This is a genomic window from Actinoplanes flavus, from assembly GCF_017592555.1.
Taxonomy (GTDB): Bacteria; Actinomycetota; Actinomycetes; order Mycobacteriales; family Micromonosporaceae; genus Actinoplanes; species Actinoplanes flavus.
The window spans coordinates 26,964-40,239 of the sequence record NZ_JAGFNS010000050.1 but is presented as its reverse complement, the minus strand read 5'-3'; the positions used below and the strand labels follow the sequence as shown (position 1 = coordinate 40,239).

The window sequence follows — 13,276 nt, the reverse complement described above, 5'->3', positions numbered from 1 at the left end:
CCAAGCCTTGATCGCCCTGGCCCGCCGCCTGATCGACGTCATCTGGGCCCTGCTGCGAGACGGCCGTGAGTTCCATCCCTCACCGCCGATCACGCCGTACGCGGCTTGACATGGTCATTGAAACTCCTTCGGGTGTGCTCCCCATCGAGGGCACGGCGGCGACTTTCCCGGCCCGGGTTGCCTGTACGGCGGTCAGCAGGTCCAGCACGGTGATCCCGGCTACCGCGCCGGTCACGGCGAGCAGCCGCCGCCGGCGGCGCCCGCCCCGGTGGGCGAGAGCCATCCCCAGCGCGGTCAGGTCCATCGCGTCGCCCACCACCCGGGTCCACGCCCACACACTCTTGCGCCGGCTCCTCAGGAGCCCGGCCGCGTGGACCAGCTCCCGCGCCCCGACCAGCGGCACCACCGCCCGCGAGGTCGCGGAGTCGTCCACGCCGCTCATCCGGCGCACTCTGTCCGGCGCCGCCAGTTGCGCCACGCCCAAACCAAGGCTCATCCAGCCCAGCCCGCGGCCCCGCCGCTGCACGGTGGCCTGCCTGTCGTCCGCTGTTTCTCGCGTTGCCATTTGCGTCACGGGAACCTCCGCGGTTGGCCGCACCCCCGCACCGTGACCAGGAGCGCATCTCGTCCAGATCCGCCTTCCCGCAAGGAAGACGCCTAAACCGCCCTGGCCGCCACTGGCCCCGGCGTTCCTGGCGGTCCGCTCATGCCGTCTCATCGACCGACATCAGCGGCAAGGTGGGCGGCATTGCCGGTAGGCCGAGGCATGTATACGCACTGAGGGGGAATGCGGAGGCACTGCAACGCGTCCCGATGCTGGCGAGGAGCCGTGATGACCGATAGCGACCTGCATCGTGGGGAGATCGTCGTCGGGCTGGTCGCCACTCCGCCGGACCACCCGGCACGGATCACGGCGCGCCTCGCCGCCGAGCTCGCCGACCTGCTCGCCGAGCAGGTGGACTCCGGCGTGCGATGGACGGTCCGGCAAGGCTGGGGTGAGGTGGCCCCGCACCGCGACGGCGGTGCGGAGGCGCTGCTCGACGATCTGGCCCGACGGCGCACCGATGACCACTGGCACGTCGCGATCTGCCTGACCGATCTGCCGTTGCAGACCGGCCGGACGCCACTGATCGCCCAAATCTCCACCCGGCGCCGAGCCGCGCTGGTTTCCCTGCCCGCACTGGGCCTGAGCCAACTGGGAACCGTCCGCGCGGCTGTTCCACATCTCGTGGGGGCTTTGCTCGCCGACGCACCCGGCCCTCCGCACCCGCCGGGCCGCTGGGCACCGGCCGACCTGCCGAGCCGGGTCACTGTCATCAAACGGGTGATCGGTGAGGATGACGCCGGCGAACTGCGGTACGTCGCCTCACGGCGGACCGGCCGGGCTCGATTGCTGACCGGAATGGTCCGAGCAAACCGGCCAGGACGCGCGCTGCTGGGCCTGTCCAAACTATTGGTGGGCGCGTTCGGCACGGCCGCGATCGCGCTCACCAACAGCACCATCTGGAGAATGGGCGACGCGCTCGGCGGCTTACGCCTCACCATCGTCATGCTGTCAGCGCTGACCGGACTGGTGGCCTGGCTGATCATCGCCCACGACCTGTGGGAGAAACCCGACCGGGACACACCCGCCGAGCTGGCCCGGATGTTCAACCTCGGCACGATCCTCACCCTCGCCCTGGCCACAGCAGCGTCCTATGTCGTGCTGTCGCTCGGCACACTGCTCGCCGCGGCGCTGCTGATCGACACCTCCGTACTGGAACAGACCCTGCAACGACCCGCCCACGCCACCGACTATCTGGCTCTCGCCTGGATCATCAGCTCCCTGGCCACCGTCGGCGGAGCGATCGGCTCCGGCCTGGAGGACGAGGAGACGGTCCGGACCGCCGCCTACGGACACCATCCCGAACCCGACCGGGCCGGCGAAGGCCGGTGACCCGGCCGCCTGCTCTCCGTTTGTGAGGTCATGCCCTGCCCGCAGCGGCGGACGGCTGCGGGGCTCTGGCGAATTCCTGCACGATGCGTTCGCAGAAGTCCGGCAGGTCGTCGGGTGCTCGGCTCGTGGTGATGTTGCCGTCGGTGACGACCGGCTCATCGACCACCTCGGCACCGGCGTTGCGCAGGTCGGTGCGCACACTCGGCCACGAGGTCAGCCGGCGCCCGCGTGCAACGTCGGCCTCGACGAGGTTCCACGGCCCATGGCAGATCGCAGCGACCGGCTTACCCGACCGGACGAAGTCCCGGACGAACCGTACCGCGGCGGGTTCCATCCGCAACTTGTCCGGGTTAACCGTCCCACCCGGCAGCAGCAGCGCCTCGTAGTCGTCGACCGACACCTCGCCGACCAGCCGGTCGACCGGGAAGGTGCCGGCGTCCTCCAGGTCGTGATCGCGGGCCTGGATCTCGCCGCTTCTGAGGGAGACCACGACGGTACGGGCGCCGGCGTCGTCCAGCGCGCGCCGCGGCTGCTCCAGTTCGACTCGTTCCACCCCGTCGGCGGCGAGGATGGCGATCCGGCGCCCGTTCAGTTCTGCGGCCATGTCAGGCACCTGCCCCTGCCATCTCAGGGTGCAGGACGACCTTCGTCCAGCCGTCGTCGCGCTTGTCGAAGTGCTCGTAGGCATCCGGCGCCCGGTCGAGAGGGAGCTCGTGGCTGACGATGAACGACGGCTCGGCCTTGCCGCCGGCGACCAGGTCGCGCAGCTGCCGGTTGTACTTCTTGACCGGTGCCTGGCCGGTGCCGAGGTGCTGGCCCTTGAACCAGAACATGCCGTAGTCGAAGGCGAGCTTGCCCTGCTTCGCCAGCTCGTCACTGGCCCCGGGGTCCTCCGGGACGAAGACACCGACGTTGCCGATCCTCCCGGTGAAGCGTACCGAGGCGACCAGCCGGTTCATCGTCAGGTTGGCCTGCTCCTGGCCGTCGGGCTCGTGCGCCTGATAGCCGACGCACTCGCAGCCGTTATCCGCCCCGAGTCCCATCGTCTGCTCGAGAACGGCCTGCACCGGGTCGACCTTCGAGTCGTCGATGGCGATCGCGCCGATCGACTCGGCCAGCCGCAGCCGGTCGGGGTGCCGGTCGACCACCATCACCTTGCTCGCCCCGCGGATGGTCGCCGACAGGGCGGCCATCAGCCCGACCGGGCCCGCGCCGTAGATGACCGTCTGATCTCCGGGCTGCACACCGGCCATCTCGGTGGCGTGGTAGCCGGTCGGGAAGATGTCGGCGAGCATCACATAATCGGTCTGGCGCTGCTCGGCGTCCTCACCCAGCCGCAGGCAGTTGAAGTCACCCCACGGCACGCGCAGAAGCTCGGCCTGCCCGCCGCCGTACGGGCCCATGTCGGCGAAGCCGTATGCGGCACCGGCCATCTTCGGCTCCGGCTGAGCGGTCAGACAATAGTTCGTCAGCTGACGCTCGCAGTTCTTGCAATGGCCGCACGAGATGTTGAACGGCAGCACGACCCAGTCACCCACCCGCACCTTGTCGACCCCAGCGCCGACCTCGACCACCCGACCCAGATTCTCGTGCCCGAACCACCGGCCGGGCTCGAAATCGGTTCGACCCTCGTACATATGCAGATCCGACCCACAGATATTCGCCGACGTTATCCGCACCAGCACATCGGTCGGCCGTTCGATCCGCGCATCGGGAACATCCTTGACGCTGACCTGCCGCGGTCCCTCATACACCACTGCCTTCACCGCTACCTCCTCGTCCCGGTCACCTCTTCGCCCAAATTGGGCCAGACCCTCCACCAGATACACTCGACGGAATGCCCGAGCCGACATGAGGATTCGATTCGATCCGGCCCCGGCGTGCCGGATCCAACACTTGCACCGATGCACATACCGTGCCGTTGTCGATGACAATCAACGGAATGAAGAGACCGACTCTGTGCGCTCCGCCTTGGCCTGTATGTCCCGTTTCCGATCGCCGTCATTCGATGGGTGGATACCGAGCCCGGCATCGCCCGGCTCAGTGTCGACCTCGAAATCGAATACCGCACGGTCCGCGACGTCGTCGCCCTACTGCGCCGTCTCGGCCTCATCCGCCTCGTCGCCGCCGGTGCCGGCCGCGGCCGCGCCGACGAATACCGGCTCACCCTCCCCGCGGACCTGCTCGACCGCGACGACCTTCAAGTCTGGACACCCGCCCAGCAGACCCACCACACCCGGCAGGTCAGCGACTGTCACCGCGGCCGCCCTCGCACCTCACCGCACGCCCCTGCCGGATGCGCCGCCGCGCACGGTCCCCAGGACCCGGCCACCTACCAAGACCTAGACACCACCCCCACCGACACCAGCACACCGCCGAACACGGTGAGGCTTACTGGCCCGACCTGTTCACCCGCCTGCTGGACGGGGTGGATCGCCAAACACGAAGATCAACTCGCCGAGGAATACCTGCACAATGCCGAGAAAGGTGTGCCAAGGCTGCGTTGCACGGGCGACTCATCGGTCGCACGTTCGGTGCTGTTCAACGAAGGCTGATCCAGCAGGAGAGCGTCGACATCCCATTGCCGTCACAGCGACGACCGTGATGGATATTCGCTCGTCGACAATGCAGAAATCGGATCGTCTATAAGGGCGGAGCAGGACGCCCGCTCCGCCGACCTGGGCCAGGGGCACAACGAGCGGATTCCGGGCGAAGAAGCAACCGGCGACCTCCGCCACGATCGGGCTTTCGGCGCTCAGGGCACACGCATCAGGGCGGCCAGGTCGTCCCACCTCGTCACGAGCAGGCCTATGAGGACGCCGGCCAGCGCGATCACCGCCACCATGGGAGCTTGGAACCCGCCACCGGCCAGCGAACCGGCCAGCCCCAGCACCGCGATGACGGCAAGCGTCAGATTACGGGCGACGTGCTGCATGCTCAGCGGCGTGTCGGACGCCCCGAAACATCGGCACGGAACCGCGGTGCGCCGCCGTATCACCCGGGCGATGGCGGCGGTCAGCGCGCCGAGCAGGCCGGCGGCGAGCACGAATGCCACGGTGCCGGCCTGACGGACGGGCACGAGAGCCAACATGACGATCGCCGCCTCCGCCACAACGGTCGCGACTGCCGCGGCCCGTGTCCAGGCACTGGCGACGACGTCCATCCGCTGGAGAGACACGACGAAAGCCGCCCAGGCCGACCTGCTGGACACCTTGCTGATCAGGGCCAGCGCGAACACGACCACCAGTACCGCTCTACCGGCTACTTCGACGTATTGCACGATCGAAACCTAGCGATCGCTGTCCATGCCGACAATACCGGCCTACCGCGACGTGTGGCCCGTCCCGCGTTCCAGCCACGCCGTCCAGCAACCTCGTGCGCCGCGCGGATCGCCAGCCGGAGACGAGAGCCACGCCGGTGGCCGCGGCCTTCAGTGCCGGGGGGATCGGTAGGGCCGAACGCCTTGCCCGGTGATCGAGGACGCACCGAGAGCCCGTGAAGGGGGCGCGCCCACTTCGGGGGTTTCCATCAACTCTCGTCATTGTGTACTGTCCATCGGGCCGGAGCTCAACGATCTTTTAGGCGGTGAGCTCGCCAAGCGGATGAGGGTTGTCCGCGACTCCACGGGGGGAGGATCGGTGGTATTTCTCTATGCCATCATTGCATTCATCGGCGTGATCAGCGTCATCAATCTTCTGCTGATCCTCGGCGTTGTCCGTCGGCTTCGGGAACAGAATGAGCCGGCCTCGGTCGCCCATTCCTCCGACGATCCGGCCCTGTTGTCGCCGGGCTCGATGGTCGGTGATTTCGCCGCCGTCGACCTGGACAGGCGCCACGTCTCCCGAGAGCAACTGGCCGACCGTACGCTGGTCGGGTTCTTCGCCGTCGGCTGCGCCTCGTGCCAGGAGAGCCTGCCGCACTTCGTGGCGGCGGCGCGGGCCCACGACGACGACCGGGACCAGGTCCTGGCCGTGATCGTCGGCGGCTCGGACGGCGCCGGCGCCCAGCCCTTCGTGCAACCGCTGTCTCCGGTCGCCAGGGTGGTGTACCAGGAGGTCGACGGGCCCCTGCCGGAAGCCTTCTCGGTCCGGGCCTTCCCGTCGTTCTTCGTGCTCGACAGCTCCGGCCGGGTCCGGGCCAGCACGAGCAACGTCGAGACGCTGCCGGCGACGGCGCCTGCATGAACATCACCGACGCGGCCCGTCCGGGATTTCGGGGCGCGGCCCGGCTCCTGGCCGCCGCGATCGCGTTGACCTGGCGGGCCTCCCGTACGCTGCTGGTCGCCCAGGCCGTCACGACGTTGATCGCCGGCGCCGTCCCGGTGACCGTGGCCTGGCTCACCAAGACCATCCTGGACCGGATCACCGAACCCGCGCCGGCCGGCGGTCTGCTCATCCTCGTGGTGGGGCTTGCGGTAGCCACGATGACCGGCGCGATGCTGCCGGAGGTCGGTCAGTACCTCGACGCCGAACTGATCCGGCGCACCCAATTGGCCGGCCAGCAGGAGCTGTACGCCGCGATCGGCCGCTTCGACGGTTTGGGCCGCTTCGAGGACCCAGCCTTCCAGGACCGGTTGGAACTGGCGGTGAACAATGGTCCGCCCACGCCGGCGCAGCTGGTGTCCAACGGTCTCAGCCTGCTCCAGAACGCGGTCACGATCGTCGGGTTCGTCGCGGTGCTGGCCGGCATGGCCCCGTGGATGGCCGTCGTGGTGACGGTCGCCGCGTTGCCGACCCTGCGAGCCGAGCTCGCCCTGTCCCGCAGCCGGGCCAAGACGATGCTGCAGCTGGGGCACGCGTCGCGGCGGGAATCCTTCTACGCAGAGCTGATCTCGTCGGTGACCGCCGCCAAGGAGGTGCGGCTGTACGGGCTCAGCGGCCTGTTCGGCGCCCGTATGGTCGCCGAACTTCGCAAGATCAACCGCCGGACCCGCAACCTGGACCTGCGGGAACTGCGGGTGCAGACGCTGCTGACCGCACTGGCCGCCACGGTGGCCGGCGGCGGCCTGGTGTGGGCCGTGTTGGCGGCTCGCGCCGGCGACCTGAGTGTGGGCGACATCGTGGTGTTCACCGCCGCCGTCGCCGGTGTGCAGGGCGTCCTCGGCTCGGCGATCAACGTGCTGGCCCGCACCCACCAGTCGCTGCTGACCTTCATCCACTACCGCGATGTCGTCCAGGCCCCGCCGGACCTGCCCACCCTGCCGGACCGGCCGGTGCTGCCGGTGCCGGCGTTGCGCGCCGGCATCGAGTTCCGCGACGTCTGGTTCCGCTACAACCCGGCCCTGCCGTGGGTGCTGCGCGGCGCCAGTTTCACCATTACCGCGGGCGAGGCGACCGCCCTCGTCGGACTCAACGGTGCAGGCAAGAGCACGATCGTCAAACTGCTGTGCCGCTTCTACGACCCCACCCACGGGGCCGTGCTCTGGGATGGTGTGGACCTACGGCAGTTCCCGGTGGCGGAGCTGCGGCAGCGGATCGGCGCGGTCTTTCAGGACTTCATGTCGTACGAGCTGAGCGCCGCGGAGAACATCGGTCTCGGCAACCTGCCGTCGCTCGACGATCGGGAAGCCATCGCCGAGACCGCGCGCCGGGCCGGATGCGACGCCATGGTCCAGCGGTTGCCGGACGGCTACGACACTCTGCTGACCCGATTCTTCGCCACCGAGGATGACAGCGAGGCGGTCGGCGTGATGCTCTCCGGCGGACAGTGGCAGCGCCTGGCGCTGGCCCGGGCATTCACGAGGGCAGGCTGTGACCTGCTGATTCTCGACGAGCCCAGTGCGGGCCTGGACGCCGACGCCGAACACGAGATCCACACCAGGCTACGGGTGCTGCGGGAGGGCGCCACCAGCCTGCTCATCTCACACCGCCTCAGCGCCGTACGCGACGCGCGGACCATCCTGGTCGTCACCGACGGCGTGGTCGCCGAGCACGGCACCCACCAGGACCTGATGCGCGCCGGCGGCCGGTACGCCCACCTGTTCTCCCTGCAGGCCAGCGGATACCGCGACGAGCCGGCCAACGCCACCCCCTGACGTCGTCCACCGACCGGTGGATGTGAGCAGTACCGGCCCGGCCCCGGGCCGCCGACAGAAAATGGAGCGCCGATGAACAGAATTGCCAAGCTCGCCGACCGTCTGGTGGACCGGTTGGCACCGCAGGTGACCGCTGACGCCGCCTGCATCGTCCTCAACACCGGACCCTGGAAGTGCGCCGGCCTCACCACCAGCTGCACCGGCGAATTCCAGTTCTACATTCAGACGCGGACGATCACGTACGACAACTGCCCGCCCAAGACCCAGCGAAGGTGCTCCACCGTCTGCTGATAGTTCGTGTCGTCCACCGGCATGCTGACGCTCCTCGAGCTTCAGCATGCCGGTGGACTGTCAACAGAACGGCTCTGGCGCAGAAGCGGTGGTCCACTGATTTCGGTCACGACCGGACGAGGCGTACGCCGACCGCGAGTAGCCAGACGAGCCAGGCGACGAACCCCAGGAGCCCGACGAAGATCAACGCCGAACCGTCGGCGATCGCGAGGTTGCCGAGCCCAGCGGCGAGCAGCAGGCACCCACCCATCAGCCCCAGCAGGCGCTGCCAAGCCGGAGTCAGTCCGCTCGCGTGCGTGGCGAGGGCCACGCCGATGAAGGTGGTGCCGAGCGTCGGCAGCGACAGCGCGAACGCCGCCGCGTGAACCTGCCATACGAGCTCGAACGCGGGCGTCGGCTCGGTAAGCCCACCGGCGGCGAGAGCGAGCCCGATCTGGAGGACGTTGACAAGCACGAAGATGGCCGCCAGCGTCGCGCCAGCGGCCACGGCGAGGCGCGACCAGTCGGCGCCCGCTCCGCCGCGCCGCTCCACGAGACCGTGCAGGGCCGTCACGAACACGAGCAGCAGCGGCAGGTTCAGGGCCACCTGACCGGACGCGATCGCGACCGAGTCGCGGTTGGCCGCGTAGTAGGCCAGCACGTCCTCGATCGGCGCGCCGAAGGCCGGCGCGCCTGTCGCCGCCAGTGCCGCGTTCTCTATGGCCACCGACACCGCGAACACGATCGCTGCGGCGCCGACGAGCGGGCCTCGAACAAACCAACTGCGGGCTGGCGTGGTGGCGGTGTTCTGCGGTGGTCTCATCGCTGCACCCTTCGTTTCGTCGGATGGCGGGTCGTCGAGCAGGTTCGGGGCGGTCGTTCGGATGGCCCTCAGTTCTTCAGCGACCTCCGCACGGCCGAGCTGTGGCCCTCGCTTTCGTACACCGTACGTCGTACACCGTACGATCGTCGTACGCTGTACGATTGTCAAGCCGTTGAAGGGAGCGAGGAGACCCGTGTCGGTGAGGAAACAACGCCAGGTCACGTCAGACACGGGGCTGAGCAGGCAGCGGGTGGTGGCCGAGGCGATCCGGCTCGCCGACCGCGAGGGGGTCGACGCGCTGAGCATGCGCCGGCTGGCTGACGCGCTCGGCGCGGGCGCGATGTCGCTCTACCACTACGTGGCGAACAAGGAGAAGTTGCTGGATGCCATGATCGACGTCGTCTTCGAGGAGATCGAGCTCCCACCCGAGGAGACCGACTGGCAGTCGGCGATGCGACGGCGAGCGGTGTCCGCCCGACAGGTTCTCGCACGCCACCCGTGGGCGATCGGCCTGATGGAGTCACGGACGTCGCCCGGGCCCGCAAACCTCCGCCACCGCGAAGCGGTCACCGCCTGCCTACGGAGGGCCGGCTTCCCCGTCTTGATGGCGACCCACGCCAACTGGTTGCTCGACAGCTATGTCTACGGCTTCGCCCTGCAGGAAGCCAGCCTGCCATTCGACACCGCCGATGAGCTCGCGGACATGACCGAAGACGTCTTCCTGCCCCAGCTTCCCCCTGACGAGTTCCCCTACCTCAACGAGTCCGCGGCGGCGCTCGTCGCTGCCGGCTACGACCCGGCGGAGGAGTTCATCTTCGGCCTCGACCTCGTCCTAGCCGCCCTCGAGCCCCTGAGATCGCCCGAATAGCAACGCGCCGTATTTCATGTCCACGAGTTTCGACACCACGGTTCTGTGAGTTCTGGAGCGGCTCCTGTTGTTGCCGCGTGCCAAGCTCGTCACCATGATCGATGATGTCGCGAAGGATTTCCTACACGGCCGGCTCAAGACGATCCGTGAGGCGCTGGTCTGGAAGCTGGACGCTCTGCCTGAGTACGACATCCGGCGGCCCCTGACGGCAACGGGAACCAATCTTCTTGGCCTGGTGAAGCATATGGCGACCTGTGAGGCGTGGTATTTCGGTGAAGCCTTCGGCCGCCCATCCCCGGAACCGCTAGGGCGATGGCAGGACGCGGACGGCAGCGACCTGTGGACGACCCCGGACGAGACACGCGAACAGATCATCGGCTTCTACCAGCGTGCCTGGAAGCATGCGGACGCGACGGTCGGAGAGCTTCCCCTCGATGCGCCTGGTCACGTGCCGTGGTGGCCGCAGTCCAACGTCACGCTGTTCGGCGTCATGATCCACGTCCTGCAGGAGACCACCCGGCATGCCGGCCACGCCGACATCCTGCGTGAACAGCTCGACGGCCGGACCGGGCTGAGGGCTGAGTACGAGGAAGCGATCGACACGGCGGCCCGCGCGACACACCGCGCGAAGATCGAGCGGGCTGCGCAGGCAGCGGCCGGCCCATCCTTCTCACCCGGTGCAGTCGAGACAACTCCCTGATCAGCTTGTTGTCGCGGCTGTCCTGGTTGATCTCTGGTGTTTTGGGCGTCGTCCCCGGTGTCCCGTCTCGTTGATCATGAGGCAGGACCAGGCAGCTGAGCTGTGGTGCCTCAGATAGGCAGGACGGTCGGTTTGGGACCTTGTCGAGGTGGCGGTAGAGGTGGGGCGGGTGACGCCGAACTCGGCGGCGATCTGCTCGACGGTGTGGACGCGGCGGCCGTCGGGTCCGGTCTCTTCGTACATCTGTTGTGCGATCTTCGCTTGACGCGGAATCAGCTTCGGCTTCTGGCCGCGGGCGCGGGCGGCGGCGAGCCTGTCGTGGGTGCGCTCGCTCATCAAGGCGTGCTCGAACTCGGCGATGGCGCCGAGGATCTGAACATCCGGTCCATCGCGGTGGAGGTGTCGATCTTGGTCGAGCACGACCAGGTCGACGCCGTGATCCTGTAGTTGGGCGGAGAGCTCGATGAGGTTGGCCGGCGAGCGGCCGAGCCGGTCGAGTTTGGTGACCACGAGCTGGCCGCCGGCCTTGTCGAGTTCGGGCAGCGGGTCGCCTGCACGGCTTCCGCGCACCTCGTCGAACCACAGCAGGCTACCGCCCCGGACCGATCAGGTCCGGGGCGCTGCCCCCGACTACGCCCGCATCAGCGCCCACTGCTGGTTGGGTCGCCGGTCGCAATCGAAGATGGCGAGGGTGGTGCCGCTGCTGCCGCCGGAAATTCCGAGACACCGTCCGGATGCCCGGTTCACGATCCCGAAAAATCGGCTGCCGCCACCGACGGGTCGGGTGCTCCAGTCCTGAGTGTGGCTGCCGGACGGAGTGACTAGGTCGACCCGGGTCCCGTGTGCCGTACCGTTGCCGACGGTGCCCACGTTCGTCCTGGTGGCATCGCTCTCGTAAGTCACGTAGCCGTTGTCCGGGACGGTATGGAAGCGCGGATTACCGTCGAGGGCGGTAAGAATGAGAGACGAGCCGGACGCCGCCAGGTGTAGGCCATTGGCGTTGACGATGTAGTAGGGCCCGTCGGCGAGCATGGTGGATTCGAGTGGTGCTGCCTGCGCCTGGGCCGCGCCACCGGGAAGCAGGGCGGCGAACAGTGCGAGGACGGCCAGCAGGCCGAACGATCTCGCGACCAGGCGTTTGTTCTTGAACATGTGAGTCTCCTTCGTCTCTCCCGCACCCCTCTGTTCCGGGTGCTGGGCTCCTAGAGAACCCGGCTGCGATGTTGTTCAGTAGCCCCGTGGGCGAGTAAACAACCGCAGGTCACCGGGCGGAAAGACGAAGGCGTCGCGTTCTTCGGCGGTGCGGGCCCGGGTGGCCAGGGCACCTGCCTTGGTGCGGATCTCGGTGATCGGTCCGCAGACTTCGCCGTGCCAGTCGTGGTCTGCCGGATCCGTCGCTGTGACGCCGCGTCACGGCGACGCGTCACGGCCGCCGTTCCGGGCCGCCTCGTTCGATGTCGTTCTGGCCCGGCATGTGCTCTGGGCGATGCCGGATCCTGCGGGGGCCCTGGCGCGGTGGGTTGTCCTTCTGCGGCCTCAACGCCGGTTGGCGCTGGACTGTCCGCAGCCGACTGCACCGCCCTGGTGCGGCAGCGCCGCGAAGAGGTGAGCCTGCAAGTCCTGGATGACCAAGGTCTGTGGGGCAGGGCCATCACCGACGAGCGATACCTGCTGCTCAGTTGCCGCTGATCGCGAGCAGACCTACCCGATTGCGACGAGGGACAACACACGGCCATGGAGTTGGGCGACGCCCTGGCGGTAAGGCCGGGGAAACGGGCTTGCGGGCCGGTTCGTAGGCGAATCGGACGGTTTCGGTGAGGGGCCGTTGGCCGTGTAGCGCTTGAGGTCGGCGTCGAACTCGATGCAGTTCTGCACGCTCACGATGTCACCGGCGGCCCCGGCTGGCTGATCGACATGCTCGCGCTTACCCGACTTCGCCTGCAAACTGCCCCTGACACCGACCTACCCGCGACAGCGGACGGAGGTCGGTCAAAACTCGCGGAGATTGATCAACGGCCGAACCGGTCAATGGAGTCAAAACTCGGCTCTGGCGCGAACTGCGTGATGGATCTTCGACGGCCAGTTGTGCTGCATCGGTCGGCGACAGGTTCTACTTCAGTCGCATCAGGCCAGCATGGGTTGTCTGGAAGCGGCACTTGTCGAGGTAGAAGTGTTCGAGGTGGGGTTCGTAGTCGACGTGAAGCCACTCGCATCCGGCGGCACGGACTTCTTGCACCGCGGCTTCGACCAACGCGGCACCGATACCGTGACCCTGGTGCTCGGGATCGACAGCGGTGTCGAGGAGGAACGCGTGGCTGCCGCCGTCCCAGCAGACCTGAACGAAACCGATGAGCTGGTCCGCGTCGAAGGCGCCGATCCAGGTGAGCGCATGCTTTTCCAGCCGCTGAGACCAAGGCTGAACGTCGGAGGAGTCTCCGTTGAAGGCCCGGGCGTGCAATGCACTGAGCTGGTGGTCGTCGACGGTGAACCGGGGCACGAGCTCGATTGTCATTCAGTCACGCTACCGCCGCCGCGCTCGGCCACCTGCCCGACAACCGATCCTCATGCTAGCCGTGGCCAGCCCCACCTGAGCCGCGCGACCCGGCGACACCCGCGAACGTCGTCCCGACGGCTCGCGATTGCCG

Annotated in this window: 16 protein-coding genes; 8 read left to right on the top strand and 8 right to left on the bottom strand. The window is 68.1% G+C overall.

Annotated elements, in window-relative coordinates:
- Positions 1–79 precede the first annotated feature (79 nt).
- A complete protein-coding gene (locus tag J5X75_RS41750; protein ID WP_208473268.1) occupies positions 80–496 on the bottom strand; it encodes a hypothetical protein in 417 nt (138 codons plus the stop codon).
- A 336-nt stretch (positions 497–832) separates the two neighbouring features.
- Here J5X75_RS41750 and J5X75_RS41745 point away from each other — a divergent pair, with 336 nt between their 5' ends.
- Positions 833–1,936, top strand: coding sequence for a hypothetical protein (locus J5X75_RS41745; RefSeq protein ID WP_208473267.1), 1,104 nt, complete (start codon positions 833–835; stop codon positions 1,934–1,936).
- A gap of 28 nt (positions 1,937–1,964) precedes the next feature.
- Here J5X75_RS41745 and J5X75_RS41740 read toward each other — a convergent pair whose 3' ends face one another.
- Positions 1,965–2,540: a type 1 glutamine amidotransferase domain-containing protein gene (locus tag J5X75_RS41740; RefSeq protein WP_208473266.1), complete on the bottom strand. Its 576-nt coding sequence runs from the start codon at positions 2,538–2,540 to the stop codon at positions 1,965–1,967.
- 1 nt (position 2,541) lies between these two features.
- Positions 2,542–3,702, bottom strand: coding sequence for a glutathione-independent formaldehyde dehydrogenase (locus tag J5X75_RS41735; protein ID WP_208473274.1), 1,161 nt, complete (start codon positions 3,700–3,702; stop codon positions 2,542–2,544).
- 246 nt (positions 3,703–3,948) lie between these two features.
- Here J5X75_RS41735 and J5X75_RS41730 point away from each other — a divergent pair, with 246 nt between their 5' ends.
- Complete coding sequence (locus J5X75_RS41730) at positions 3,949–4,491, top strand: hypothetical protein (RefSeq protein WP_208473265.1); 543 nt, start codon at positions 3,949–3,951, stop codon at positions 4,489–4,491.
- Between the two features lie 200 nt (positions 4,492–4,691).
- Here J5X75_RS41730 and J5X75_RS41725 read toward each other — a convergent pair whose 3' ends face one another.
- Positions 4,692–5,216, bottom strand: a complete 525-nt coding sequence (locus J5X75_RS41725; protein WP_208473264.1) for a MauE/DoxX family redox-associated membrane protein — start codon at positions 5,214–5,216, stop codon at positions 4,692–4,694.
- A gap of 190 nt (positions 5,217–5,406) precedes the next feature.
- Here J5X75_RS41725 and J5X75_RS41720 point away from each other — a divergent pair, with 190 nt between their 5' ends.
- The 3 genes from J5X75_RS41720 (at position 5,407) to J5X75_RS41710 (ending at position 8,261) form a co-directional block, all read left to right on the top strand.
- Positions 5,407–6,120, top strand: a complete 714-nt coding sequence (locus J5X75_RS41720) for a TlpA disulfide reductase family protein (protein WP_208473263.1) — start codon at positions 5,407–5,409, stop codon at positions 6,118–6,120.
- Positions 6,117–7,970, top strand: a complete 1,854-nt coding sequence (locus J5X75_RS41715; RefSeq protein ID WP_208473262.1) for an ABC transporter ATP-binding protein — start codon at positions 6,117–6,119, stop codon at positions 7,968–7,970. The genes J5X75_RS41720 and J5X75_RS41715 overlap by 4 nt, the downstream gene beginning before the upstream one ends.
- Positions 7,971–8,042: 72 nt before the next feature.
- Complete coding sequence (locus J5X75_RS41710; protein ID WP_208473261.1) at positions 8,043–8,261, top strand: hypothetical protein; 219 nt, start codon at positions 8,043–8,045, stop codon at positions 8,259–8,261.
- Between the two features lie 106 nt (positions 8,262–8,367).
- On the opposite strand, the gene J5X75_RS41705 is transcribed toward J5X75_RS41710, so the two are convergent.
- Positions 8,368–9,063, bottom strand: a complete 696-nt coding sequence (locus J5X75_RS41705) for a hypothetical protein (RefSeq protein WP_208473260.1) — start codon at positions 9,061–9,063, stop codon at positions 8,368–8,370.
- A 193-nt stretch (positions 9,064–9,256) separates the two neighbouring features.
- On the opposite strand from J5X75_RS41705, the gene J5X75_RS41700 reads away from it, so the two are divergent.
- Both J5X75_RS41700 and J5X75_RS41695 read left to right on the top strand, forming a co-directional pair.
- Positions 9,257–9,931, top strand: a complete 675-nt coding sequence (locus J5X75_RS41700; RefSeq protein WP_208473259.1) for a TetR/AcrR family transcriptional regulator — start codon at positions 9,257–9,259, stop codon at positions 9,929–9,931.
- A gap of 94 nt (positions 9,932–10,025) precedes the next feature.
- A complete protein-coding gene (locus J5X75_RS41695) occupies positions 10,026–10,631 on the top strand; it encodes a DinB family protein (protein ID WP_208473258.1) in 606 nt (201 codons plus the stop codon).
- On the opposite strand, the gene J5X75_RS41690 is transcribed toward J5X75_RS41695, so the two are convergent.
- Both J5X75_RS41690 and J5X75_RS41685 read right to left on the bottom strand, forming a co-directional pair.
- Entirely contained in the window at positions 10,632–11,201 is a 570-nt protein-coding gene (locus J5X75_RS41690; RefSeq protein WP_208473257.1) for a recombinase family protein, read from the bottom strand.
- A 60-nt stretch (positions 11,202–11,261) separates the two neighbouring features.
- On the bottom strand, positions 11,262–11,783 hold the full coding sequence (locus tag J5X75_RS41685) for an RICIN domain-containing protein (protein ID WP_208473256.1): 522 nt from the start codon (positions 11,781–11,783) through the stop codon (positions 11,262–11,264).
- Between the two features lie 148 nt (positions 11,784–11,931).
- Between J5X75_RS41685 and J5X75_RS46515 the strand changes: the two genes are divergently transcribed.
- Positions 11,932–12,240, top strand: a complete 309-nt coding sequence (locus J5X75_RS46515; protein ID WP_372451041.1) for a methyltransferase domain-containing protein — start codon at positions 11,932–11,934, stop codon at positions 12,238–12,240.
- A 501-nt stretch (positions 12,241–12,741) separates the two neighbouring features.
- On the opposite strand, the gene J5X75_RS41675 is transcribed toward J5X75_RS46515, so the two are convergent.
- Positions 12,742–13,143 carry a GNAT family N-acetyltransferase gene (locus tag J5X75_RS41675; protein ID WP_208473254.1) on the bottom strand — a complete coding sequence of 134 codons (402 nt, stop codon included), beginning with the start codon at positions 13,141–13,143 and terminating at the stop codon, positions 12,742–12,744.
- Positions 13,144–13,276 lie beyond the last annotated feature (133 nt).